This is a genomic window from Vibrio navarrensis (genome assembly GCF_015767675.1).
Lineage (GTDB): Bacteria > Pseudomonadota > Gammaproteobacteria > Enterobacterales > Vibrionaceae > Vibrio.
In genome coordinates, this window is the sequence record NZ_CP065217.1 from 3,427,746 (window position 1) to 3,450,808 (window position 23,063).

15 protein-coding genes and 2 rRNA genes are annotated in these 23,063 nt (G+C 50.1%); 5 read left to right on the forward strand and 12 right to left on the reverse strand.

The features are described from left to right. Positions 1 to 90: 90 nt before the first annotated feature. The 8 genes from I3X05_RS16260 to trxA all read right to left on the reverse strand — a co-directional run bounded on the left by I3X05_RS16260 (position 91) and on the right by trxA (position 11,177). Positions 91 to 2,980: ribosomal RNA gene (locus I3X05_RS16260) — 23S ribosomal RNA — on the reverse strand. Between the two features lie 337 nt (positions 2,981 to 3,317). Beyond that, a 16S ribosomal RNA gene (locus I3X05_RS16265) occupies positions 3,318 to 4,875 on the reverse strand. The 16S and 23S rRNA genes sit together here, the layout of an rRNA operon. Positions 4,876 to 5,368: 493 nt before the next feature. Then, positions 5,369 to 6,082 carry an NAD(P)H-flavin reductase gene (gene fre / locus I3X05_RS16270; protein WP_045569254.1) on the reverse strand — a complete coding sequence of 238 codons (714 nt, stop codon included), beginning with the start codon at positions 6,080 to 6,082 and terminating at the stop codon, positions 5,369 to 5,371. Between the two features lie 14 nt (positions 6,083 to 6,096). Beyond that, complete coding sequence (locus I3X05_RS16275; protein WP_045569255.1) at positions 6,097 to 6,366, reverse strand: 2Fe-2S iron-sulfur cluster-binding protein; 270 nt, start codon at positions 6,364 to 6,366, stop codon at positions 6,097 to 6,099. Next, entirely contained in the window at positions 6,363 to 8,210 is a 1,848-nt protein-coding gene (ubiD, locus tag I3X05_RS16280) for a 4-hydroxy-3-polyprenylbenzoate decarboxylase (protein WP_045569256.1), read from the reverse strand. The genes I3X05_RS16275 and ubiD overlap by 4 nt, the downstream gene beginning before the upstream one ends. Before the next feature lie 88 nt (positions 8,211 to 8,298). Next, entirely contained in the window at positions 8,299 to 9,291 is a 993-nt protein-coding gene (locus I3X05_RS16285) for a hypothetical protein (RefSeq protein ID WP_045569257.1), read from the reverse strand. Positions 9,292 to 9,391: 100 nt separating this feature from the next. Next, positions 9,392 to 10,651, reverse strand: a complete 1,260-nt coding sequence (gene rho / locus I3X05_RS16290) for a transcription termination factor Rho (protein WP_045569258.1) — start codon at positions 10,649 to 10,651, stop codon at positions 9,392 to 9,394. A gap of 199 nt (positions 10,652 to 10,850) precedes the next feature. Further along, positions 10,851 to 11,177 carry a thioredoxin TrxA gene (gene trxA / locus I3X05_RS16295; protein WP_045569259.1) on the reverse strand — a complete coding sequence of 109 codons (327 nt, stop codon included), beginning with the start codon at positions 11,175 to 11,177 and terminating at the stop codon, positions 10,851 to 10,853. Between the two features lie 112 nt (positions 11,178 to 11,289). On the opposite strand from trxA, the gene rhlB reads away from it, so the two are divergent. Further along, positions 11,290 to 12,597, forward strand: a complete 1,308-nt coding sequence (rhlB, locus tag I3X05_RS16300; RefSeq protein WP_045569260.1) for an ATP-dependent RNA helicase RhlB — start codon at positions 11,290 to 11,292, stop codon at positions 12,595 to 12,597. 7 nt (positions 12,598 to 12,604) lie between these two features. After that, positions 12,605 to 14,098, forward strand: coding sequence for a guanosine-5'-triphosphate,3'-diphosphate diphosphatase (gene gppA, locus I3X05_RS16305; protein ID WP_039439413.1), 1,494 nt, complete (start codon positions 12,605 to 12,607; stop codon positions 14,096 to 14,098). 78 nt (positions 14,099 to 14,176) lie between these two features. On the opposite strand, the gene I3X05_RS16310 is transcribed toward gppA, so the two are convergent. The 3 genes from I3X05_RS16310 to recQ all read right to left on the reverse strand — a co-directional run bounded on the left by I3X05_RS16310 (position 14,177) and on the right by recQ (position 17,283). Continuing rightward, positions 14,177 to 14,848 carry a 7-cyano-7-deazaguanine/7-aminomethyl-7-deazaguanine transporter gene (locus tag I3X05_RS16310; RefSeq protein ID WP_039437597.1) on the reverse strand — a complete coding sequence of 224 codons (672 nt, stop codon included), beginning with the start codon at positions 14,846 to 14,848 and terminating at the stop codon, positions 14,177 to 14,179. Between the two features lie 292 nt (positions 14,849 to 15,140). Then, entirely contained in the window at positions 15,141 to 15,455 is a 315-nt protein-coding gene (locus tag I3X05_RS16315; protein WP_039422217.1) for a DUF3630 family protein, read from the reverse strand. Continuing rightward, a complete protein-coding gene (gene recQ, locus I3X05_RS16320) occupies positions 15,448 to 17,283 on the reverse strand; it encodes an ATP-dependent DNA helicase RecQ (RefSeq protein ID WP_045569261.1) in 1,836 nt (611 codons plus the stop codon). Before recQ ends, I3X05_RS16315 begins: the two co-directional genes overlap by 8 nt. A gap of 173 nt (positions 17,284 to 17,456) precedes the next feature. Here recQ and rarD point away from each other — a divergent pair, with 173 nt between their 5' ends. From rarD to I3X05_RS16335, 3 genes are all read left to right on the forward strand, one after another. After that, positions 17,457 to 18,371: an EamA family transporter RarD gene (rarD, locus tag I3X05_RS16325; RefSeq protein WP_193158085.1), complete on the forward strand. Its 915-nt coding sequence runs from the start codon at positions 17,457 to 17,459 to the stop codon at positions 18,369 to 18,371. A 74-nt stretch (positions 18,372 to 18,445) separates the two neighbouring features. Continuing rightward, a complete protein-coding gene (locus I3X05_RS16330; protein ID WP_193158084.1) occupies positions 18,446 to 19,243 on the forward strand; it encodes a helix-turn-helix transcriptional regulator in 798 nt (265 codons plus the stop codon). A gap of 76 nt (positions 19,244 to 19,319) precedes the next feature. Then, positions 19,320 to 19,991 carry a LysE family translocator gene (locus tag I3X05_RS16335; RefSeq protein ID WP_045569264.1) on the forward strand — a complete coding sequence of 224 codons (672 nt, stop codon included), beginning with the start codon at positions 19,320 to 19,322 and terminating at the stop codon, positions 19,989 to 19,991. Between the two features lie 690 nt (positions 19,992 to 20,681). On the opposite strand, the gene uvrD is transcribed toward I3X05_RS16335, so the two are convergent. Beyond that, a complete protein-coding gene (gene uvrD, locus I3X05_RS16340) occupies positions 20,682 to 22,856 on the reverse strand; it encodes a DNA helicase II (RefSeq protein ID WP_193168088.1) in 2,175 nt (724 codons plus the stop codon). Positions 22,857 to 23,063: the final 207 nt, after the last annotated feature.

A 23,063-nucleotide genomic window follows, 5' to 3' on the forward strand; every position in this document is an offset into this window, starting at 1 on the left:
CTAGAGAATAATTCGGAAAGCTGTTTTCAGTTCTTAACACACTCAAGTTTCGTTCTTGCTTTGAGTCCACCAAAACCCTTTGGGTGTTGTATGGTTAAGCCTCACGGGCAATTAGTACAGGTTAGCTCAACGCCTCACAGCGCTTACACACCCTGCCTATCAACGTTCTAGTCTCGAACAACCCTTTAGGATACTTAAAGTATCAGGGAAGACTCATCTCAGGGCTCGCTTCCCGCTTAGATGCTTTCAGCGGTTATCGATTCCGAACTTAGCTACCGGGCAATGCGTCTGGCGACACAACCCGAACACCAGAGGTTCGTCCACTCCGGTCCTCTCGTACTAGGAGCAGCCCCCTTCAATCTTCCAACGCCCACGGCAGATAGGGACCGAACTGTCTCACGACGTTCTAAACCCAGCTCGCGTACCACTTTAAATGGCGAACAGCCATACCCTTGGGACCGACTTCAGCCCCAGGATGTGATGAGCCGACATCGAGGTGCCAAACACCGCCGTCGATATGAACTCTTGGGCGGTATCAGCCTGTTATCCCCGGAGTACCTTTTATCCGTTGAGCGATGGCCCTTCCATTCAGAACCACCGGATCACTATGACCTGCTTTCGCACCTGCTCGAACCGTCATTCTCGCAGTTAAGCGGGCTTATGCCATTGCACTAACCTCACGATGTCCAACCGTGATTAGCCCACCTTCGTGCTCCTCCGTTACTCTTTGGGAGGAGACCGCCCCAGTCAAACTACCCACCAGGCACTGTCCGCGACCCCGATGAGGGGCCAACGTTAGAACATCAAACATACAAGGGTGGTATTTCAAGGACGGCTCCAACGCAACTGGCGTCACGTTTTCAAAGCCTCCCACCTATCCTACACATGTAGGGTCAATGTTCAGTGCCAAGCTGTAGTAAAGGTTCACGGGGTCTTTCCGTCTAGCCGCGGGTACACTGCATCTTCACAGCGATTTCAATTTCACTGAGTCTCGGGTGGAGACAGCGTGGCCATCATTACGCCATTCGTGCAGGTCGGAACTTACCCGACAAGGAATTTCGCTACCTTAGGACCGTTATAGTTACGGCCGCCGTTTACCGGGGCTTCGATCAAGAGCTTCGACCGAAGTCTAACCCCATCAATTAACCTTCCGGCACCGGGCAGGCGTCACACCGTATACGTCATCTTGCGATTTTGCACAGTGCTGTGTTTTTAATAAACAGTTGCAGCCACCTGGTATCTGCGACTCTCGTCAGCTCCATCCGCGAGGGACTTCACCATCAAGAGCGTACCTTCTCCCGAAGTTACGGTACCATTTTGCCTAGTTCCTTCACCCGAGTTCTCTCAAGCGCCTTGGTATTCTCTACCCGACCACCTGTGTCGGTTTGGGGTACGATTGCTTATAATCTGAAGCTTAGAGGCTTTTCCTGGAAGCAGGGCATCAATGACTTCACTGCCGTAGCAGCTCGACGTCGTGTCTCAGCCTTAAGAGTATCCGGATTTACCTAAACACTCAGCCTACGCACTTGAACCAGGACAACCGTCGCCTGGCCCACCTAGCCTTCTCCGTCCCCCCATCGCAATTATAAGCAGTACGGGAATATTAACCCGTTTCCCATCGACTACGCCTTTCGGCCTCGCCTTAGGGGTCGACTTACCCTGCCCCGATTAACGTTGGACAGGAACCCTTGGTCTTCCGGCGGGGAGGTTTTTCACCCCCCTTGTCGTTACTCATGTCAGCATTCGCACTTCTGATACCTCCAGCATGCTTTACAACACACCTTCAACGGCTTACAGAACGCTCCCCTACCCAATGTGCTAAAGCACATTGCCGCAGCTTCGGTTTACAGCTTAGCCCCGTTACATCTTCCGCGCAGGCCGACTCGACTAGTGAGCTATTACGCTTTCTTTAAATGATGGCTGCTTCTAAGCCAACATCCTAGCTGTCTAAGCCTTCCCACATCGTTTCCCACTTAGCTGTAATTTGGGACCTTAGCTGGCGGTCTGGGTTGTTTCCCTCTCCACGACGGACGTTAGCACCCGCCGTGTGTCTCCCGGATAGTACTTACTGGTATTCGGAGTTTGCAAAGGGTTGGTAAGTCGGGATGACCCCCTAGCCTTAACAGTGCTCTACCCCCAGTAGTATTCGTCCGAGGCGCTACCTAAATAGCTTTCGGGGAGAACCAGCTATCTCCGAGTTTGATTGGCCTTTCACCCCTAGCCACAAGTCATCCGCTAATTTTTCAACATTAGTCGGTTCGGTCCTCCAGTTGATGTTACTCAACCTTCAACCTGCCCATGGCTAGATCACTCGGTTTCGGGTCTAATGCTAGCAACTATACGCCCAGTTAAGACTCGGTTTCCCTACGGCTCCCCTATGCGGTTAACCTTGCTACTAACATTAAGTCGCTGACCCATTATACAAAAGGTACGCAGTCACACCACGAAGGTGCTCCTACTGCTTGTACGTACACGGTTTCAGGTTCTATTTCACTCCCCTCACAGGGGTTCTTTTCGCCTTTCCCTCACGGTACTGGTTCACTATCGGTCAGTCAGGAGTATTTAGCCTTGGAGGATGGTCCCCCCATATTCAGACAGGATAACACGTGTCCCGCCCTACTCGATTTCACTGAACATGCGCCTATGACTACGGGACTATCACCCGGTATCGTTGGCCTTTCCAGACCATTCGTCTAACGCATGTAAAGCTTAAGGGCTAATCCAATTTCGCTCGCCGCTACTTTCGGAATCTCGGTTGATTTCTTTTCCTCGGGGTACTTAGATGTTTCAGTTCTCCCGGTTCGCTTCGCTGCACTATGTATTCATGCAGCGATACTGGCTTATGCCAGTGGGTTTCCCCATTCGGAAATCGGTGACTCAAGTGGCTGTTACTGCCTCATCACCGCTTATCGCAAGTTACTACGTCCTTCATCGCCTCTGACTGCCAAGGCATCCACCGTGTACGCTTAGTCACTTAACCATACAACCCGAAAGGGTCTTTGCGTTAAACAACCAAGGTTCGCTATCTCATTATTTGAATGAGCGAGATAGCATTGATTTGCCGGACTCAATTTTGAATCGTCACTAAACGTGACATTCCCAAGAACACTTGAATGTGTTTGTTGGTGTTTGTCTTAAAGACAAACATTGAGAACTTTACAAACAACAATAAATTGTTGTTTTGTCAGCTTTCCAAATTGTTAAAGAGCAATAATAGCTCGAAGCTTTCGCTTCAAAACCATCAATCTGTGTGAACACTCATCGCGACTTATTTGTTTCCGCTTTAAAAAAAGCAGAAGCAAACTATCCGTATCGTATAAGGAGGTGATCCAGCGCCAGGTTCCCCTAGCGCTACCTTGTTACGACTTCACCCCAGTCATGAACCACAAAGTGGTGAGCGTCCTCCCGAAGGTTAAACTACCCACTTCTTTTGCAGCCCACTCCCATGGTGTGACGGGCGGTGTGTACAAGGCCCGGGAACGTATTCACCGTGGCATTCTGATCCACGATTACTAGCGATTCCGACTTCATGGAGTCGAGTTGCAGACTCCAATCCGGACTACGACGCACTTTTTGGGATTCGCTCACTTTCGCAAGTTGGCCGCCCTCTGTATGCGCCATTGTAGCACGTGTGTAGCCCTACTCGTAAGGGCCATGATGACTTGACGTCGTCCCCACCTTCCTCCGGTTTATCACCGGCAGTCTCCCTGGAGTTCCCACCATTACGTGCTGGCAAACAAGGATAAGGGTTGCGCTCGTTGCGGGACTTAACCCAACATTTCACAACACGAGCTGACGACAGCCATGCAGCACCTGTCTTACAGTTCCCGAAGGCACTCCCGCGTCTCCGCAGGATTCTGTAGATGTCAAGAGTAGGTAAGGTTCTTCGCGTTGCATCGAATTAAACCACATGCTCCACCGCTTGTGCGGGCCCCCGTCAATTCATTTGAGTTTTAATCTTGCGACCGTACTCCCCAGGCGGTCTACTTAACGCGTTAGCTCCGAAAGCCACGGCTCAAGGCCACAACCTCCAAGTAGACATCGTTTACGGCGTGGACTACCAGGGTATCTAATCCTGTTTGCTCCCCACGCTTTCGCATCTGAGTGTCAGTATCTGTCCAGGGGGCCGCCTTCGCCACCGGTATTCCTTCAGATCTCTACGCATTTCACCGCTACACCTGAAATTCTACCCCCCTCTACAGTACTCTAGTTTGCCAGTTTCAAATGCAATTCCCAGGTTGAGCCCGGGGCTTTCACATCTGACTTAACAAACCACCTGCATGCGCTTTACGCCCAGTAATTCCGATTAACGCTCGCACCCTCCGTATTACCGCGGCTGCTGGCACGGAGTTAGCCGGTGCTTCTTCTGTAGGTAACGTCAAATGACAGTGCTATTAACACTACCACCTTCCTCCCTACTGAAAGTGCTTTACAACCCGAAGGCCTTCTTCACACACGCGGCATGGCTGCATCAGGCTTGCGCCCATTGTGCAATATTCCCCACTGCTGCCTCCCGTAGGAGTCTGGACCGTGTCTCAGTTCCAGTGTGGCTGATCATCCTCTCAGACCAGCTAGGGATCGTCGCCTTGGTGAGCCCTTACCTCACCAACTAGCTAATCCCACCTGGGCATATCCTGACGCGAGAGGCCCGAAGGTCCCCCTCTTTGGCCCCTGTTCATTATAAACAAGGGCATCATGCGGTATTAGCCATCGTTTCCAATGGTTATCCCCCACATCAGGGCAATTTCCCAGGCATTACTCACCCGTCCGCCGCTCGCCACCCGAGAAACAAGTTTCTCTGTGCTGCCGCTCGACTTGCATGTGTTAGGCCTGCCGCCAGCGTTCAATCTGAGCCATGATCAAACTCTTCAATTAAAAGTTTTTTGAAGCTTGCGCTTCGGCTCAATGAATACTGATAAGTTTCTAGTCCCTAGAAGCTAGTTCCTAGAAAACTTGAATTGACTGTGCTCGATACCGAAGTATCAAATTGGTCACTCAGTTCATTGATAAATCTTTTGGATTATCATCAACGAGTGCCCACACAGATTGATAGGTTTATATTGTTAAAGAGCTTGCTTTTTGAGAAGCTTTTCTCTCGAAGCGGAGGTGCATTCTAGCGAGTTAATTTGAAGAGTCAAACACTTTTTCAAATTTCTTTTTTTAGAAGCTTTACCCTCTTACTGCACTGCTGAAGCCTTGTGGCGTCTGCCGTGTCAGTGGATGCGCATTATAGGCAGAACGTTTCTACGTGCAACTCTTTTTTTGCAAATAAATTCCAAAACAAGCCTGCTCGCTGCTTTATTGAGCAAACCTCACTAAAGAGGGCTAAAAAACCCTCTATTAACTCTGTAATTGTGGCGATACTCGATCAGATAAATGCGTAAGCATCAGCAAACATGCGCTCTCTGATCGCTTTTTTCTGCTGAGTAAACTGCTCTCTTGCTGCTCCAGCCATTTCAAATCGACCCGCAATGTAGATATCAAATTCCTGTAAGGATTCAAAATCGCTAGTTACCGCTTGAAGGACATTACCCACTTTCCCTTGCCAGTAAGCATCAACATCTTCTATAACAGGGACAAAATGGACGTGCCGGTGTTTTGCGGCAATGTCGTTTAGCTCACTTTTTGCGTACAATTGCGACTCATCGCGCGCGCCCCAATAAAGGTAGATAGTGCTTTGACGGTTTTGTGCAATACAATGGTCTAATATCGAACGCACGTAACTAAAACCAGTCCCACCCGCAATCAGAAGAAGCGGACGCTCGCTCTCTTCTTTTAACCAAGCGTCTCCGTGCGGCGCGTCAATATCAATTGATGATCCTGTTACCAACGCGTTTTTCATCGCTTCGACCACTTCAAGTGCATAAGCATTATGTTCCGCTGCACCAATATGAAGTTCAAGTTCACCTTCATGACGGCATGGACTACTTGCGATCGAAAACGGACGCTTATCTTTCTCGCCCATGACCACCATTAAATATTGACCCGCCTTAAATGCCACTGGTGTTTCAGGATGAAGCAGGATTTGATAGGTATTACTCGCCAACGGCTTAATTGACTTAACTTTGCATTGAATGGTCATGATGTTCCTCTTGCTTACTCTTCAAAAGTAAGCACTAAATTACTTTCTGCGTAGGCTTGGCAAGGAAAAATCCAGCCTTGCTGCTGCTCTTTATTGGTTAGCATGGGTTCGAGGTGATAACTCACCTCACCCGAGAGTTTTCGGCACATGCACATTGCGCAAGCGCCGATTTGGCAACGATGCGGGAAGCGAATATTATTGTTGAGCGCCGCTTCCAACACCGTTTCACCTTCCAACACGATGAATGTGACGTTCATTGGCAGAAGGTGGACTTGATGGCTCATAGAATACCTAACTCGTGCCAAATCGCATCGATTTTAGCCACAAGTTGCGGATCTTTTTTAATCGGGCTGCCCCACTCTCGTACAACCTCTGGGGCAAATTTGTTGGTCGCATCCAGCCCCAATTTCGAGGAGCCAGAGCACTTAATTTGCGCCGTGTCTCTGAGTGGATCCATACGTGTGGTTACCGCCCAAATGATGTCGCGCCAATCTTGAACATTAACGTCATCATCACACAAGATAATAAACTTGATATCTGCATAGGGAACAAAGAAATCCCACAGATGTTTCAGCAACGTTTGAGACTGACCAGCTCGCTCTTTTTTCATCGACGCAATAACAAATTGATGGTTAGCACTAGGAGGAAGATAAAGGTCAACGATTTCTGGGTGCTGTTGTTTCAGCGCCAATAAGTCGCATTCAGCCATCGCGTGGCTTTCTCGCTCCAGTACTGGCGTTCGCGTGGCCAGTTCAGCCGGCCACTTTATCGTTGCATCCAGCCCCATTTTTGACCCCAGACCGACCACTGGCGAAGCAAAGTCGAGTGAATCAATCGGTGTGTTATCGATCATCAAGGTATCTCGCACAGGGTCCATATGTTCAGTCATCGCTTTGACGACCTCATTCCAATCGCGTGCGTTAACCGATTCGTCGCACACTATCACGAACTTGGTATACATAAACTGACGCAGGAAAGACCACACTCCCATCATCACCCGCTTAGCATGCCCCGGATACTGCTTTTTCATCGTCACCACGGCCATGCGATACGAGCAGCCTTCGGGCGGTAGATAGAAATCTTCAATCTCTGGAAACTGCTTTTGTAAGATCGGCACAAACACTTCATTGAGTGCCACACCGAGCACAGCAGGCTCATCGGGTGGACGCCCAGTGTAAGTGCTGTGATAGATAGGATCGCGACGCATGGTGATGTGCGTAATGGTAAAGACGTGATGCTGCTCTTTTTCGTTGTAGTAGCCCGTATGATCGCCGTATGGACCTTCATCGGCAAATTCATTCGGGTCAATGTAGCCTTCCAGAACAATTTCCGCACTGGCAGGCACTTCCAAGTCATTACTGATCGATTGGACCACTTCGGTTTTACTGCCACGCAACAGGCCCGCGAAAGCGTACTCTGATAGAGTGTCTGGTACTGGCGTCACCGCGCCAAGAATCGTCGCTGGATCAGCACCAAACGCCACCGACACAGGAAAAGGTTGGCCTGGGTTTGCCTCCATCCAATCACGCAGATCCAAGGCACCACCACGATGAGCAAGCCAGCGCATGATGATTTTGTTCTTAGCGATTTTCTGCTGCCGATAAATGCCCAGATTTTGCCGCTTTTTGTATGGACCTCGAGTGACAGTGAGCCCCCAAGTGAGTAAGGGCGCGACATCTTCAGCCCAGCAACTCATGACTGGGATCTTGTCTAGGTCAACCTCATCTCCCTGCCAAACTATCTCTTGGCACGGCGCTTTACGCAGCTTTTTGGCTGGCATATTGAGCACTTGCTTGAACAGTGGGATCTTACCAAGTGCATCTTTAAAGCCGCGCGGCGGTTCAGGCTCTTTGAGGTAAGCCAGCAATTTCCCAACTTCACGTAGCTCTTTTACCTCGCTTCGCCCCATGCCCATGGCGACACGCTCTGGCGTACCAAACAGATTGGTGAGCACAGGAACACGATAGCCAATCGGGTTTTCAAACAGCAGTGCAGGCCCCGCCGCACGCAGCGTGCGATCGCTGATTTCTGTCATTTCATAGGCGGGGTCGACAGGGTGGGTAATGCGCTTCAGTTGACCATGTCGTTCAAGATGGTCAAGAAATTCACGTAAATCCTTAAAACTCATAGGTCTTTTGCGTAAAGTGATTAAACTTGCCGCAGTATAACAAATCGTATTCCGCTGCGAGGTGATTTTATTACTCTTTTCGCCTTGGCTACTGCAACGCCTGTAAAATCAACCCACGCTTTATGCGGTTGTTGCCTGCTATCACCTCTTCCAGCCAACTTGAGTGTCCTTGTTTCGCTAGCTCTCTCGCCACTAAAGGCGCGTCGTCTGGCAGAGCCATTCTGGTAATCAAAAACTGTTTCACTTCAGCAGTTAAAGGGTTGGCTTTGGTGAGTAAGGTGATCGCCTGCGCTTTCAAGCTGGGATTTTGCGTTGAAGACATGATTTGCCGCCAAGAAAAGTCATCGCCCACCGAGGCGAGGCGCTCTAATTCATTCTGACTGACGTGATCCGCCTTCATACGCCATAAAAGATTGTACACTTCGGCTTCTTCACTGACTTGAGCAAGACGAACCACCACGGGAGAAGGGGGCAGCCAAGTGGTCAACGGCGTGGCGGTCAATTGCTTTACCAAACCGTCTAACGCCTCCGGTGATAAGCTATCCAACTCTCGGATCAACAGCGCTTCTCGCATTTGCACTACGGGTTGCGACCCCGTCAACCAAGTTTGCAACTGCAATTCACCGCGCTCGGCGGCGAGAATGAAATCCAATGTGGTTTGATCCTGTTTCCAACGTTTCAACAAGCGATTAGCAACAGCGGGATAATTGAAAGCAGGAACGGTAAACTCATAGCCATCACCTTTTTCAACCACTTGGTAGCTCGGGATCATTTTGATTTGAGATTCAACAAAAATCGCCATTCTGGGCGTTAAAATAACGTCTTGCTTCTCCAGTTTATCGAGCAAAAGAAAACGGGCGGCTTCTTGTTGGGGCAGAGCTAAACGCTCCAATGCGAACTTCAGTTCGTGGGTTTGATCTCGAGCGACATACTCTAGCAGTTCAGCGACTTTACTGTGAACTTGTTCGTCCTGAAGCCACTGCTGTGCGGTCTCTGTCTGCATTTCCTGAGCAGACACATGTACAGGACCGAAAAGAAGTGACGTACTCAGGAGTAGCGAAGACAACATTCCTTGTTGCATGTTAACCTCCCGATAACATTTTCATCCATTCTGAAGAGTTCTCGGTGGAATTGCAAACAAAAACGCCACTGCGGACAGTGGCGTTTTTATTGTCAACCAATTACTGGCGACGCATGGCGTCAAAGAACTCGTCGTTAGTTTTGGTCATCGCCAACTTGTCGATCAAGAATTCCATCGCGTCAGACTCGCCCATCGGATGAACAATCTTGCGCAGAATCCACATTTTCTGCAGTTCATCGCTCTTGGTCAGGAGTTCTTCACGACGAGTACCTGAGCGGTTGAAATCAATCGCAGGGAAGACTCGCTTCTCAGCAATCTTACGGTTAAGGTGCAGTTCCATGTTACCTGTACCTTTAAACTCTTCGTAGATCACTTCGTCCATCTTAGAACCCGTATCCACTAGCGCCGTTGCGATAATGGTCAGGCTACCGCCTTCTTCCACATTACGTGCCGCACCGAAGAAACGCTTAGGACGATGCAGCGCGTTCGCATCCACACCACCAGTGAGTACTTTACCCGAAGAAGGCACAACGGTGTTGTATGCACGCGCAAGACGAGTAATCGAATCCAGCAGAATCACTACATCTTTCTTGTGTTCCACCAAGCGTTTCGCTTTTTCGATGACCATCTCAGCCACTTGCACGTGACGAGAAGCTGGCTCATCAAACGTCGAAGCCACCACCTCGCCTTTTACTAGGCGCTGCATTTCGGTTACTTCTTCTGGACGCTCATCAATCAGCAGCACCATCAACACACATTCAGGGTGGTTGTAAGTAATGCTCTGTGCGATGTTTTGTAGCAGCATGGTTTTGCCCGCTTTTGGCGGTGCCACAATCAAACCACGCTGACCTTTACCAATCGGCGATGCCAAATCGAGAACACGAGCGGTGATATCTTCTGTCGAGCCATTACCGCGCTCCATCACCATACGCTCATTGGCGTGCAGAGGAGTTAAGTTTTCAAACAGGATTTTATTACGTGCGTTGTCTGGTCGATCATCGTTAACCGTGTTGACTTTCAGCAAGGCAAAATAACGTTCGCCATCTTTTGGTGGACGAATTTTGCCTGCGATCGAATCGCCCGTGCGCAAGTTAAAACGACGAATCTGGCTTGGTGATACATAAATATCATCCGGACCCGCCAAGTACGAACTGTCTGCACTACGTAGGAAACCAAATCCGTCTTGCAGAATTTCCAGAACCCCATCGCCAAAAATATCTTCGCCACTTTTTGCGTGTGCTTTTAGGATTGCGAAGATGATGTCTTGTTTACGTAAACGTGCCAGGTTTTCCAGACCTAAGCTTTCGCCAAGCTTAACCAGGTCGGATACCGGGATGTTTTTCAATTCGGTAAGATTCATGGTGGTGGATTCTTGTTTAGTCAAAATAAGATCTATTTTCTAGTTAAGATGGATTTGGTCTCAGGATCGACCAAGAAGAGAAAGTTGTTTAATTAACGTGCGATAAATTAGCACTAAAAATAATCCTAGTCCAGAGTTTGAAAAAAACAAAACCGTGCATTTGAGATTCTGCACGGTTTCGTTTCTAACCACTTATGGATTATAGGTTTGCATCCAAGAACTCTTTCAATTGAGTTTTCGATAGCGCACCCACTTTTGTCGCTGCCACGCTGCCGTCTTTGAACAACAGCAGGGTTGGAATACCGCGAATGCCGAATTTAGGTGGTGTGCCTGCATTATGGTCGATATTTAGTTTACCGATAGTGAGTTTGCCTTCGTACTCTTCAGCAACTTCGTCCAGAATCGGCGCAATCATCTTACAAGGACCACACCATTCTGCCCAAAAGTCTACCAGTACCGGGCCTGCAGCCTTAAGAACGTCATTTTCAAAACCTTCGTCAGTCAGCTGCAAAATCTTATCACTCATCTTCCACTCCAATGTGTTTTTTTGAAACTGGTTGGGTGATAACCAGTAATTTGATGGTCTATTGGAATGTATTTGCTTTCTTAATGCAAGCTTTAGCTGATATTCTATAGCGATGAAAAAGACGCATATCACAGAGCAAAAGTTCGCCGACTTCGGGTTGCATCCGCAAGTTATTGAAGGATTGGACAAAAAAGGGTTTGAGTTTTGTACCCCGATCCAAGCCTTGGCGCTGCCGGTACTGCTCTCCGGCCAAGACATCGCAGGCCAGGCCCAAACTGGGACTGGTAAAACGCTCGCGTTTCTTACTGCTACCTTTAACCATCTCCTGACTACGCCAGCACATGAAGGCCGTCAGCCAACCCAGCCGCGTGCGATTATCATGGCGCCAACGCGTGAACTGGCTATCCAGATTTACAACGATGCCGAACCTTTGATCGCCAGCACAGGGATCAAAGCGGCACTAGCTTACGGCGGCGAAAGCTACGATAAGCAACTCGCAAAACTGCAAGACGGCGTGGATGTGTTGATCGGCACGACAGGCCGTATTATTGACTTCTACAAACAGCGCGTATTCGGCTTAAACAACATTCAAGCCGTGGTGTTGGATGAAGCAGATCGCATGTTCGATCTTGGCTTTATTAAAGACATCCGTTTCTTGTTCCGCCGTATGCCAGCACCACAAGAACGTTTGAACATGTTGTTCTCTGCGACACTCTCTTACCGCGTGCAAGAGCTGGCATTTGAGCACATGCACAATCCTGCGCATGTGGTGGTGGAACCGGCACAAAAAACAGGTCATCGCATTCAAGAAGAGCTGTTCTATCCTTCTAATGAAGACAAAATGGCCCTGCTACAAACGCTGATTGAAGAAGAATGGCCAGATCGTGCGATCGTCTTTGCCAACACCAAGCATCGCTGTGAATCGATTTGGGCTCATCTGGCGGGCGACAACCACCGTGTTGGCCTACTGACTGGTGATGTACCACAGAAGAAACGCGAAAAAATTCTTGAGCAATTTACCCAAGGCGCGGTAGACATTCTGGTCGCCACCGATGTCGCGGCACGTGGCTTACACATCCCACAAGTCACGCACGTGTTTAACTACGATCTGCCTGACGATTGCGAAGACTACGTTCACCGTATTGGCCGTACAGGCCGTGCTGGCGAGAGTGGTCATTCGATTAGCTTTGCTTGTGAAGAGTACGCGATTAACCTGCCAGCGATTGAAGAGTACATTGAACACGCGATACCGGTTTCTGAATATGACCACGACGCGCTGATCAAAGATCTCCCAGCGCCCGTTCGCACCCCATCAGCGCGTTCGCAACAGCGCCGAACCAACACCAGCGGCGCACGTTCTGGAGACAGAAAGTCAAACAACCGCCGTCCGCGCGGACCTCGCCAACCAAGGGAAGCCTAAACCGTTTATGAGCCAGACAGGAACATCACCGCTCTATGCCGCCATCGACCTCGGGTCGAACAGTTTTCATATGCTCGTTGTGCGTCATATCGATGGCAGCGTTCAGACTATGGCCAAAATCAAGCGCAAAGTTCGCCTTGCTGCGGGCCTAGATGAACACCATGCGCTCAGCATGGAAGCGATGCAGCGTGGATGGGACTGCCTGAGCCTGTTTGCAGAAAGGCTGCAAGATATTCCGGCAGAGAACATTCGCATTGTCGGCACAGCGACCCTGCGAACGGCAACCAATGTGGATCTCTTCTTACAAAAGGCTAACCAGATCCTCGGCCATCCGATTGAAGTGATCAGCGGCGAAGAAGAAGCAGCGACGATCTACAAAGGCGTCGCGCACACCTCTGGCGGCAGTGGTCGCCGCCTAGTGGTGGACATCGGTGGCGCAAGTACCGAGCTGATTATTGGCGAAGGCTTTGAAGCCAAAGCGCTAACTAGTCTGCGCATGGGTTGCGTGACGTGGTTGGAAAACTTCTTTAAAGACCGCCAGCTCAATGCGCGCAACTTTGACAACGCCATTGAAGGTGCAAAACAAATCCTCAAACCGGTGCTTGCGCAGTACAAAGAGCTGGGCTGGGATGTGTGTGTCGGCGCGTCCGGCACTGTCCAAGCGCTACAAGAGATCATGTTGGCGCAGGGCATGGACGAAGTGATTACTCACGCCAAGCTCAAGCGTCTACAAAAGCAAGCCATGCTCGCCGACCATCTCGAAGAGCTGGAAATTGAAGGGCTCACTTTAGAACGTGCTTTAGTCTTTCCTAGCGGTTTATCGATTCTAATTGCGGTTTTTGAACTGCTAGAGATCGATGCCATGACACTGGCTGGCGGCGCGCTGCGTGAAGGGCTCGCCTACGAAATGATGGAAGAGCTCCGTCAAGACGACATCCGCTCTCGCACCATTGCCAGCATACAAACTCGCTATCAACTCGACAGTCAATATGGTCAACAAGTAGCGTCTCTCGCTCTGCGCTTGCTAGAACAAGCTGGCGGCGAGGAGTGGATAGCCGAGCCTCAAGGCAAAGTGTTGCTAGAAACCACCGCGAAGTTGCACGAAATCGGTTTGACCATCGATTACAAGAAAGGCGGTGAGCACAGCGCTTACTTGCTGCAGCACCTTGATTTGCCGGGTTTTACTCGCGCACAGAAATTCTTTATCGGTGAACTAGCAAGACGCTATCGAGATCAGCTTACGTCACTCCCTGAACAGCATGCCCTATCCGGCAACAGCGCCAAACGCGTGCTGCGCTTGCTGCGCCTCGCGGTGTTGCTGTCGCATCGTCGCCGTCCTGAGCTGGAACCTCAAATCACACTCATCGCCGAAAACGACAAACTCACGCTGCAAATCAGCGCTGGCTGGTTAGCGCAAAACCCGCTGACGGCAGCAGAACTGGAAACCGAAGCCAATCGCCAGACTGACATCGGTTGGCCAATGGTGATTGAAGCGAACTAATGCTTTGAATCGACATTGAACAGCAAAAAGCCCAAGTTGTTATCACTTGGGCTTTTTCTTTGCACTTGACTCTTTCTCTTAGCGCGAGCTTTGCGCCAAAGTAAATTGCGGATTCACCGCCGTGAGTTTCTTGGTCAAATAGTTGAGTAGCACGCCATACATGGGCACAAAGAGTCCCAAACTGATCACCAATTTAAAACCGTAATCCACCAGCGCGATTTCCGTCCAGTGCTCCGCCATAAACGGATCGGGGCTTTGGTAAAAAGCAATGGCAAAAAAGGCGATGGTATCGAGCGCGTTACCAAACAAAGTGGAACAAGTTGGCGCAACCCACCACTGCTTCATTTGACGCAGACGGTTAAACACATGCACATCCATGATCTGTCCAAGCAGGTAAGCCATAAAGCTGGCGATAGCGATACGCGCCACAAACAGATTAAACTCACTCAGATGGGAAAAGCCTTGAAACTGCCCCTCAAAAAACAGCACCGAAAGCACGTAAGAGACCGCCAGTGCAGGCAACATCACTAAGAAAATGATTCTTCTTGCCAAAGCTGCGCCAAACACACGTACCGTAAGATCGGTTGCAAGGAAGATAAATGGGAACGTAAAAGCGCCCCAAGTGGTGTGTAAACCAAAGACGGTAAAGGGCAATTGCACCAAATAGTTACTGGAAGCAATGATGATTAAATGGAATAAAACCAGATAGATAAGGGCGTTGCGCTGCTGCGCAGGGGTAAAGTGACTCATGCGATACCTTTTTAGTTTGGTTTGGGGGCGAGGGAACCCAAATCGAATGCATCAGAAAACTGACACGATTCTTACCAACAATGTTATAGAAAATAGGAAACTGGCCGCTAATGCAGCGGCGGGCGATTATACCTTAATCAGTTTTTCACACAAGCCACGAAAAACAGGCAATCGTTTAAGCGCGATAAATTTTCCGGCATCCATAAAAAAGGGGGTTTCATGTGAAACATCCTATTCAAAAATAAGCCTTTTCTTTTATCTGCGCTTTTATCTGCGCATGAAGGAGATGCAACTAAAATTGTTGGCGAAACAGTTGCGCCAGAAAATCCATCTCCTCACGGCTCTCTGCAACGCTTAAGGATTCAAACCACACCGCTTCACTGTAATGCTCAGCTTTCAGAAACAAGTGCCGCCCTTCAAAGTCAATCAGCCAGCTATGGATGTCACCGTCCCACTGCGTCTCCAATACTTGAGCCGAAAGTAATTTGACTAAACGTTCGCCCAGTTGAGGAAACGTATCAAGATTAAAGCTCGGCGTGGTGATCAGCAAACGCCCCTCTTCGGCCAGATAATCGGCTAATCCAAATTCCTTGTGCGTCTCAACCATAATTCGTGATGTGCTCCTGAATTAAATCTAAAAACGGATCGGCGTATTTTTCCAACTTGCGCTGCCCCACCCCACTCACCGCCAACATTTCGCCATACGAGGTCGGCAATATTTCGGCCATATCGATCAAGGTCGCATCACTGAACACCACGTAAGGAGGCAGGCCTTCTTCATCGGCGATCGATTTACGCAGTTTGCGCAGTTTGGCGAACAGTTTCTTATCGTAATGTTTGTTGGAGAGCTTATCGGCTTTGGCGCTGCGCACGGTGGTATCCAAACGCGGCACCGCCAACTCAAGCGCAACATCCCCGCGTAGCAACGGACGCGCCTCTTCCGTCAGTTGTAGCGTCGAGTTGCGAGTGATGTTTTGCAGCAGCAGCCCTTTGTGGATCAACTGACGAAAAATACTGACCCAATAATCATGACTGTGATCGCGCCCAAGGCCATAGGTGGTGATTTTGTCGTGGCCATTTTCTCGAATGCGGATGTTTTGCATCCCGCGCAGCACTTCCACCACATAACCCATACCGAAGCTTTGGTTAACGCGGTACACACAGGAAAGTGCTTTGCGCGCCTCTTCGGTGGCATCAAAATGTTTCGGTGGATCAAGGCAAATGTCGCAGTTGCCGCACGGCTTGTCGCGATACTCACCAAAGTAGTTAAGCAGTACCTGACGACGGCACGTCTGCGCTTCGGCAAACGCACTCATGGCATTCAGCTTGTGGCTCTCCACCTGCTTTTGTGGCCCGTCATCTTTCTCATCCAACATGCGCCGCAGCCAAGTAATGTCGGCCGGATCGTAGAGCATCATCGCTTCGGCTGGCAGGCCATCACGTCCTGCTCGCCCAGTTTCCTGATAGTAGGATTCAATGTTGCGCGGGATGTCAAAATGGACCACAAACCGCACGTTGGGCTTGTTGATCCCCATACCAAACGCGACCGTGGCTACGACGATCTGAATATCATCACGCTGAAACGCTTCTTGGACATAGGCACGCTCATCGGCGTCCATACCGGCGTGATAACCCGCCGCACGGATATGGTTGTTGCACAGCTTCTCGGTCAGCATCTCCACTTTTTTACGGCTGCCACAGTAGATAATGCCGCAGTTGCCTTTTTGCGTTTCCAAATAGCGGATCACTTGCGAAACGGGTTTGTGTTTTTCGACCAAATCGTAGCGAATGTTGGGGCGGTCAAAGCTACCCAGATAAACGTGCGGTTGCTTAAGGTGCAAACGGCTAAGAATATCACTGCGCGTAGCGTCATCGGCGGTGGCAGTGAGCGCCATAAACGGCACTTGGGCAAAGCGTTGCTTTAACTGGCCAAGCGCCGCGTATTCCGGACGAAAGTCATGCCCCCACTGGGAAATACAGTGCGCCTCATCCACCGCAATCATCGCCAACGGCAAATTTTCCAGCCGTTCCATAAAATCGCGCATCAGCACCCGTTCCGGTGAGGTATACACCAGCTTCAACTCGCCAGCGTGCATGCGGTTATACACGCTGAGCAAATCCTCGCGTGTCATGGTTGAGTTAACGCACTCTGCCGCCACGCCGTTGGCTTTGAGTTGATCCACTTGGTCTTTCATCAGTGAGATCAGCGGGGAAATCACTAAAGTGATGCCCGGCAGCACCAACGCTGGGATCTGGTAACAGAGCGATTTACCGCCACCGGTCGGCATGATCACGAGGCTATCTTGCCCGTTGAGCGCGGCGTCAATCACCTGCTGCTGGCCGACACGGAAGGTCTGATAGCCAAACACCGCTTGCAAGACACTTTGCGGCGTCGTTGGCAATTCGGCAGGGTCAGCAAGCAGCGTGGAAGTCATGGATATACTCAGTTAGTTTTGCAAAGAGGTGCACGTCCAGCACAAGGCTGGGAGCGTTAATGAGGGCATATTGTAAAGGGGTTTGATGGTGAATAAAACCGCAAAATACTAGGTGATTGCTTAGCCCGCTCGTATACTGGCCCATCCTTTGAAACAACGACAGTGAAGGCGAAATGACAATAGAAGAACAACAACGCGTACGCCAAGGTGTGCTTCTGGCCATCGGCGCTTATACCATGTGGGGCATTGCACCCATCTATTTCAAATCGATCTCGTCCGTTTCGGCGCTGGAGATCCTCAGTCACCGCGTGGTTTGGTCTTTCTTCTTATTGGCTGCCTTACTGCATTTTGGGCGCAACTGGCGTGCCGTCAGCGCCGTGATCACCAATAAAAGCAAAATGCTTTATCTGGTTTCAACCGCTATTTTGGTCGGGGTCAACTGGCTGATTTTCATCTGGGCGGTCAATGCCAACCACATGCTTGACGCAAGCTTGGGCTATTACATCAACCCGCTTTTCAACGTCTTGCTCGGGATGATTTTTCTCGGTGAGCGGCTGCGCAAATTGCAGTGGTTCGCTGTCGCGCTTGCTGCCTGCGGGGTACTGGTGCAGTTGGTGATGTTTGGCTCTGTGCCTATCGTCGCCATAGCGCTCGCCATGAGTTTCGGCGTGTATGGCCTACTGCGTAAAAAAGTCAGCGTTGACGCGCAAACGGGCTTGTTTATCGAAACCTTGGTCATGCTGCCAGCAGCGGCCATCTATTTGCTGTTTATTGCCTCTACCTCGACGTCAAACCTACTGGACAACCCAGCCAGTCTGAACATCCTCTTGGTCGCGGCAGGCGTAGTCACCACCTTACCCCTACTCTGCTTTACCGGTGCGGCAACGCGACTCAAGCTCTCTACTTTGGGGTTTTTCCAATACATTGGCCCAAGCTTGATGTTTTTGCTCGCCGTACTGATTTATGGCGAAGCATTTACCTCCGACAAAGCCATCACCTTCGCCTTTATCTGGGGAGCGTTGCTGCTCTTTAGCTTTGATGGGCTGCGCAACAACCGTAACGTTAGGCGTGCTGCCACCGCGCAGTGATCGTTTTTTACAAGACAAGCCCCTAATTCGTCGATAAGCTTGGTCGCAAACTGACCAAGCTTTTTTTTCAATTGATGGAACAGATCCACTACATTCCGACTCATCATGAGCAACTCAGCCTGATCGATGCGAAATATCAGAAGTTTGCCTTCTCGCGGCATTACCATCTGGATTTCCATATCGGGCTGATTACCCATGGCGAGCAGAAATTCCAGCATCAAGGTTCTCACCATCACGTCGGCCACGGTCAAATCGTGATCATGCCACCGGATGAGCTGCACGATGGGGAAGCCAAACTAGAGAGCGGCTATCAAGTCAATGTGTTTGCGATCGAGCCACACCTGTTAAGTGATCTCGCCGATCTTAAGCAAAACGGTCAAATTATCGGCTTTAATCAGTTGATCATCTCCGATCCTGCGATTTTCTTACAATTACGCAACCTACATAGCTTGCTGCGTGAAGAAAAGCTCAGTGTGCTAACCAAAGATTGCCTTCCTTTTGAAGGGTTTAACTCGCTTTTTGATCGTTATGGATCGTTGAGCAGGCAAAAAGTGGTACCGCTTGGCCAGAAATCGATGAGCAGTTTAAAAGAGTATTTGATGACGCATCTTGACCAAGCGGTGCGTTTAGACACACTCGCCGCGCTTTGTCAGCTCTCTCCGACGCAATTCCAGCGCCAATTTAAGGCGCAAATGGGCATTACTCCCTATGCGTGGTTTAGCCGCCTGCGTTTGGAGCAGGCGATGAAACTGCTGCACGCCGGGTACTCGGCCACCGATGTTGCTCATCAAATTGGCTATTACGATCAAGCGCATTTCACTAAAGCTTTCAAACACACCTATGGCGTAACTCCAGCGCAAATTTCTCGCTAAGCTGTCGATAATTTACAAGCGCGCGGCTGCTGCGTCAGAGACAATCCGTCTCACGATGTATTGATTGAGATCTTTTATGAATGAACTAACCGTATTACTCACCTTAGCCAGTGTGCACTTTGTCGCTTTAATGAGCCCAGGGCCGGATGTCGCCTTGGTGGTACAAAACGCTTCCCGTTACGGCCGTCAAACCGGGCTGTTTATTGCTTTGGGTCTGTCGGTTGGCATCTTGCTGCATTCGCTGCTGAGCCTGACCGGGGTCAGCTATCTGGTCCACCAGCAGCCTTTGCTTTATACCCTGTTGCAGCTCTTGGGCGGCAGCTATCTGCTCTATCTCGGTATCGGCGCACTGCGCGCAGTGCTAAGCCACAAAGCGGCTTGCAACGGCGAACCCACACGCGCCGCAGCAACATTGCAGCTCAATAACCAACGCCAAGCTTTTCTCAAAGGCTTTGCCACCAATATCCTCAATCCTAAAGCGCTGGTGTTTTTTGTCAGCTTACTCTCCAGCTTGATCCCCAGCAGCATGTCGCTCAGCGGCAAAGCGATGGCGATCGGTATCTTGTTCAGCCTGTCTTTGGCTTGGTTTACCAGTCTCGCTTGGGCACTTTCGGGTTCGCGGGTACAAAAACATTTGCAGCAAGCAAGCGTCTATATCGATGGAATTTGTGGCGTGCTGTTCTGCTTAATCGGCAGCGGAATCTTGTACCGCAGCGTCTCAAGTTGGTTAACGCACAGTTTGGCATAGCGTTTTGCTCGCTCACTTGTAAGAGATCTCTCACAAGTGAGTAAGCCAACGTCGAAAGCTGCGTGCGACAAGGTAATAAAAGTCAAGATAACTCATTGATAATTAATTATTTGCGCAATTATTATTCAATCAATAAAACCATAAAAACGCCAAAACACGCCTTGTTGCCAGAGTGAATCACGCTAATATGGACCCTGTCGGAAGGATGCTGACACGGAACAGGAAATCACCAAGGATTCGGTGGTCTTCAGGAAGGAGACACGGTTACTCAGGATGAGCAATCGGCACGGACAGCAAACTGGACATTGAACGGACGCAAGCGTAACTAGGATGGTTACGACTAAGGATGGCAATGGACACCTCTGGAAGAGGAAGGACTTTACATCAGGATGATGTCAGGGACACCGCTCAGGGAACAAGTGATGGATACCAACGAGGATTGTTGGTCGACCAGGATAGGGTCAAGGACACCGCTAGGATGGCGACGTAAGGACTAAGCTGACGGATTCGGCATACTATCAAGGATTTGATGCAGGGAGCACTTTCGTAGCTGGATTGCTGCAAGTAAGACTATAACCCCGGTGGGCATACGCTCCCGGGGTTTTTCTTTGCTTGCCATGTTAATCCAATTCATTCATAAAAAAACGGCGCGTTTTGCGCCGTTTGTCATTGAAGCCAATTGATGGGCAATCACATTTTTTCCAGTTTCGCGTAAGCGGTCACTAACCACTTGATCCCTTCACCATTAAAAGCGACTTGTACTCGGCCTTGCGCGCCACTGCCTTCGAAGTTGATGATAGTGCCTTCGCCAAACTTAGGATGACGCACGCGCGAGCCGAGTGAGAATCCGGTTTCGTTGAAGTTGTCCTTCACCGCCGCTTGGCTAAAACGGCCACTGCTGGCCGGACGGCTCACTTGCGCTTTCATGCGCACTTCATCTAAGCAAGTTTCCGGGAGCTCACGAATAAAGCGTGACGGTTTGTGATACTTATCTTGGCCGTATAAGCGGCGCATTTCGGCGTAGGTGATGTAGAGTTTTTGCATCGCACGCGTCATACCGACGTAGCACAAACGCCGCTCCTCTTCCAAACGCCCGGCTTCTTCGGCAGACATTTGACTGGGGAACATGCCCTCTTCCACCCCGACCATAAACACCAGCGGGAACTCCAATCCTTTGGCGCTGTGCAGGGTCATCAGTTGTACCGCGTCTTCAAAATCGTCCGCTTGGCCTTCCCCCGCTTCTAACGCTGCGTGGGTAAGAAAGGCGGTCAGCAGACTCATCTCTTGTGCTTCTTCCGGCTTTTCAAACTGACGCGTCGCTGTCACCAGCTCTTCCAAGTTCTCAATACGCGCTTTGGATTTTTCGCCTTTTTCCTGCTCATACATGCTGTACAGACCCGACGATTTGATTACATGGTCAGTTTGCACGTGCAGCGGCATCTCAAAGCTGTCATCTTCCAAGGCATTAATCAGCTCGATGAAACGCCCCAAAGCGGTTGCGGCGCGACCAGTGAGCACTCGCTCTTCAATCAGGCCGATACTCGCTTCCCACAGGGTACAACCGCGATCACGCGCCGCGAAGCGCACCGTTTCCAGCGTTTTATCCCCCAAGCCGCGGGTCGGGGTGTTGACCACCCGCTCAAACGCTGCGTCGTCATTACGATTGGCAATTAAACGCAAGTAGCTCAGGGCATCTTTGATCTCTTGGCGTTCGAAGAAGCGCATGCCGCCGTAAATGCGATATGGCAGACCCGCTTGAATCAACGCCTCTTCCAGCACCCGCGACTGGGCGTTATTGCGATACAGCATCGCCGCATCGTTGAGCGCACCGCCTTTGTCTTGCCACTCTTTGATTTTGCTCACCGCAAAACGCGCTTCGTCCAGCTCGTTGTATGCAGAATAGATCGAGATGGGTTCGCCTTGCACGCCATCGGTCCACAGCTTTTTGCCCAATCGCTCGGTGTTATTGGCAATCAGTGCGTTCGACGCGTCGAGAATGGTTTTAGTCGAACGGTAGTTTTGCTCAAGGCGGATGGTGTTAACACTTGGAAATTCGAGCGTGAACTTCTCAATATTCTCCACTTTTGCCCCGCGCCAACCGTAGATAGATTGATCGTCGTCACCCACGATCATCACATGGCACTCAGGCCCGGCCATCATGCGCAGCCAAGCGTATTGAATGTTGTTGGTATCTTGAAACTCGTCGACCAAAATGTGCTTAAAGCGCGCTTGGTAATGTTCACGAATGTGTTTTTTCTCACGCAGTAGCTCGTGGGCGCGCAGCAAAATTTCCGCAAAGTCGACCAAACCCGCACGGTCGCACGCTTCTTGATAAGTGGCATAAAGCTGCAAATAGGTTTTGGTCACCGGATCATGGTAAGCATCGATGTGCGCTGCACGTAGCCCTTCATCTTTCTTGCCGTTGATCCACCAAGCCACCTGACGCGCTGGCCACTGCTTCTCATCTAAGTTTTGCGCTTTGATCAGTCGCTTTAGCAAACGCTGCTGGTCGTCACTATCGATGATCTGGAAATCTTCCGGCAACTTGGCATCGAGATAGTGGGCACGCAAGATGCGATGACAGATACCGTGAAAGGTGCCGTTCCACATACCCGAGGCACTGCCCATCATCAACTCTTCAATACGGCCGCGCATTTCCGCCGCCGCTTTGTTGGTGAAGGTGACTGACATGATCGAAAACGGCGACGCTTGCTCCACCGACATCAACCAAGCGATGCGGTGCACCAGAACGCGGGTTTTGCCACTGCCGGCACCTGCGAGGACAAGTAGATTTTCAAGTGGCGCGGCAACGGCTTCACGCTGTTTGTCGTTCAGGCCATCGAGTAAAAGTGAAGGATCCATCATGATAAGAGCTACTGGTTATTTATACAGAAACGCCGATTATAACCTAACCAGTTTGCCATTTCAGACAAAATTCACTTTTGAGCAAGCCAAAGCTTATGTCTATTTTTTCAGATAGTTAGTATGTTTTTTCTGGATCTTTTAAAAAATAGTATTTTTTCCTGAAAGTTTTTTCACCACGTCGCTGTCCTTTTAACCATGCAAGTCATG

Excerpts from the sequence above, each read along its gene's own strand:
- rho (WP_045569258.1), bottom strand. The coding sequence starts at position 10,651 with ATGAATCTTACCGAATTGAAAAACATCCCGGTATCCGACCTGGTTAAG.
- rarD (WP_193158085.1), top strand. The coding sequence starts at position 17,457 with ATGACAATAGAAGAACAACAACGCGTACGCCAAGGTGTGCTTCTGGCC.
- I3X05_RS16310 (WP_039437597.1), bottom strand. The coding sequence starts at position 14,848 with ATGAGTCACTTTACCCCTGCGCAGCAGCGCAACGCCCTTATCTATCTG.
- I3X05_RS16315 (WP_039422217.1), bottom strand. The coding sequence starts at position 15,455 with ATGGTTGAGACGCACAAGGAATTTGGATTAGCCGATTATCTGGCCGAA.
- gppA (WP_039439413.1), top strand. The coding sequence starts at position 12,605 with ATGAGCCAGACAGGAACATCACCGCTCTATGCCGCCATCGACCTCGGG.
- recQ (WP_045569261.1), bottom strand. The coding sequence starts at position 17,283 with ATGACTTCCACGCTGCTTGCTGACCCTGCCGAATTGCCAACGACGCCG.
- fre (WP_045569254.1), bottom strand. The coding sequence starts at position 6,082 with ATGACCATTCAATGCAAAGTTAAGTCAATTAAGCCGTTGGCGAGTAAT.
- I3X05_RS16330 (WP_193158084.1), top strand. The coding sequence starts at position 18,446 with ATGGAACAGATCCACTACATTCCGACTCATCATGAGCAACTCAGCCTG.
- I3X05_RS16335 (WP_045569264.1), top strand. The coding sequence starts at position 19,320 with ATGAATGAACTAACCGTATTACTCACCTTAGCCAGTGTGCACTTTGTC.
- rhlB (WP_045569260.1), top strand. The coding sequence starts at position 11,290 with ATGAAAAAGACGCATATCACAGAGCAAAAGTTCGCCGACTTCGGGTTG.
- I3X05_RS16275 (WP_045569255.1), bottom strand. The coding sequence starts at position 6,366 with ATGAGCCATCAAGTCCACCTTCTGCCAATGAACGTCACATTCATCGTG.
- I3X05_RS16285 (WP_045569257.1), bottom strand. The coding sequence starts at position 9,291 with ATGCAACAAGGAATGTTGTCTTCGCTACTCCTGAGTACGTCACTTCTT.
- uvrD (WP_193168088.1), bottom strand. The coding sequence starts at position 22,856 with ATGATGGATCCTTCACTTTTACTCGATGGCCTGAACGACAAACAGCGT.
- ubiD (WP_045569256.1), bottom strand. The coding sequence starts at position 8,210 with ATGAGTTTTAAGGATTTACGTGAATTTCTTGACCATCTTGAACGACAT.
- trxA (WP_045569259.1), bottom strand. The coding sequence starts at position 11,177 with ATGAGTGATAAGATTTTGCAGCTGACTGACGAAGGTTTTGAAAATGAC.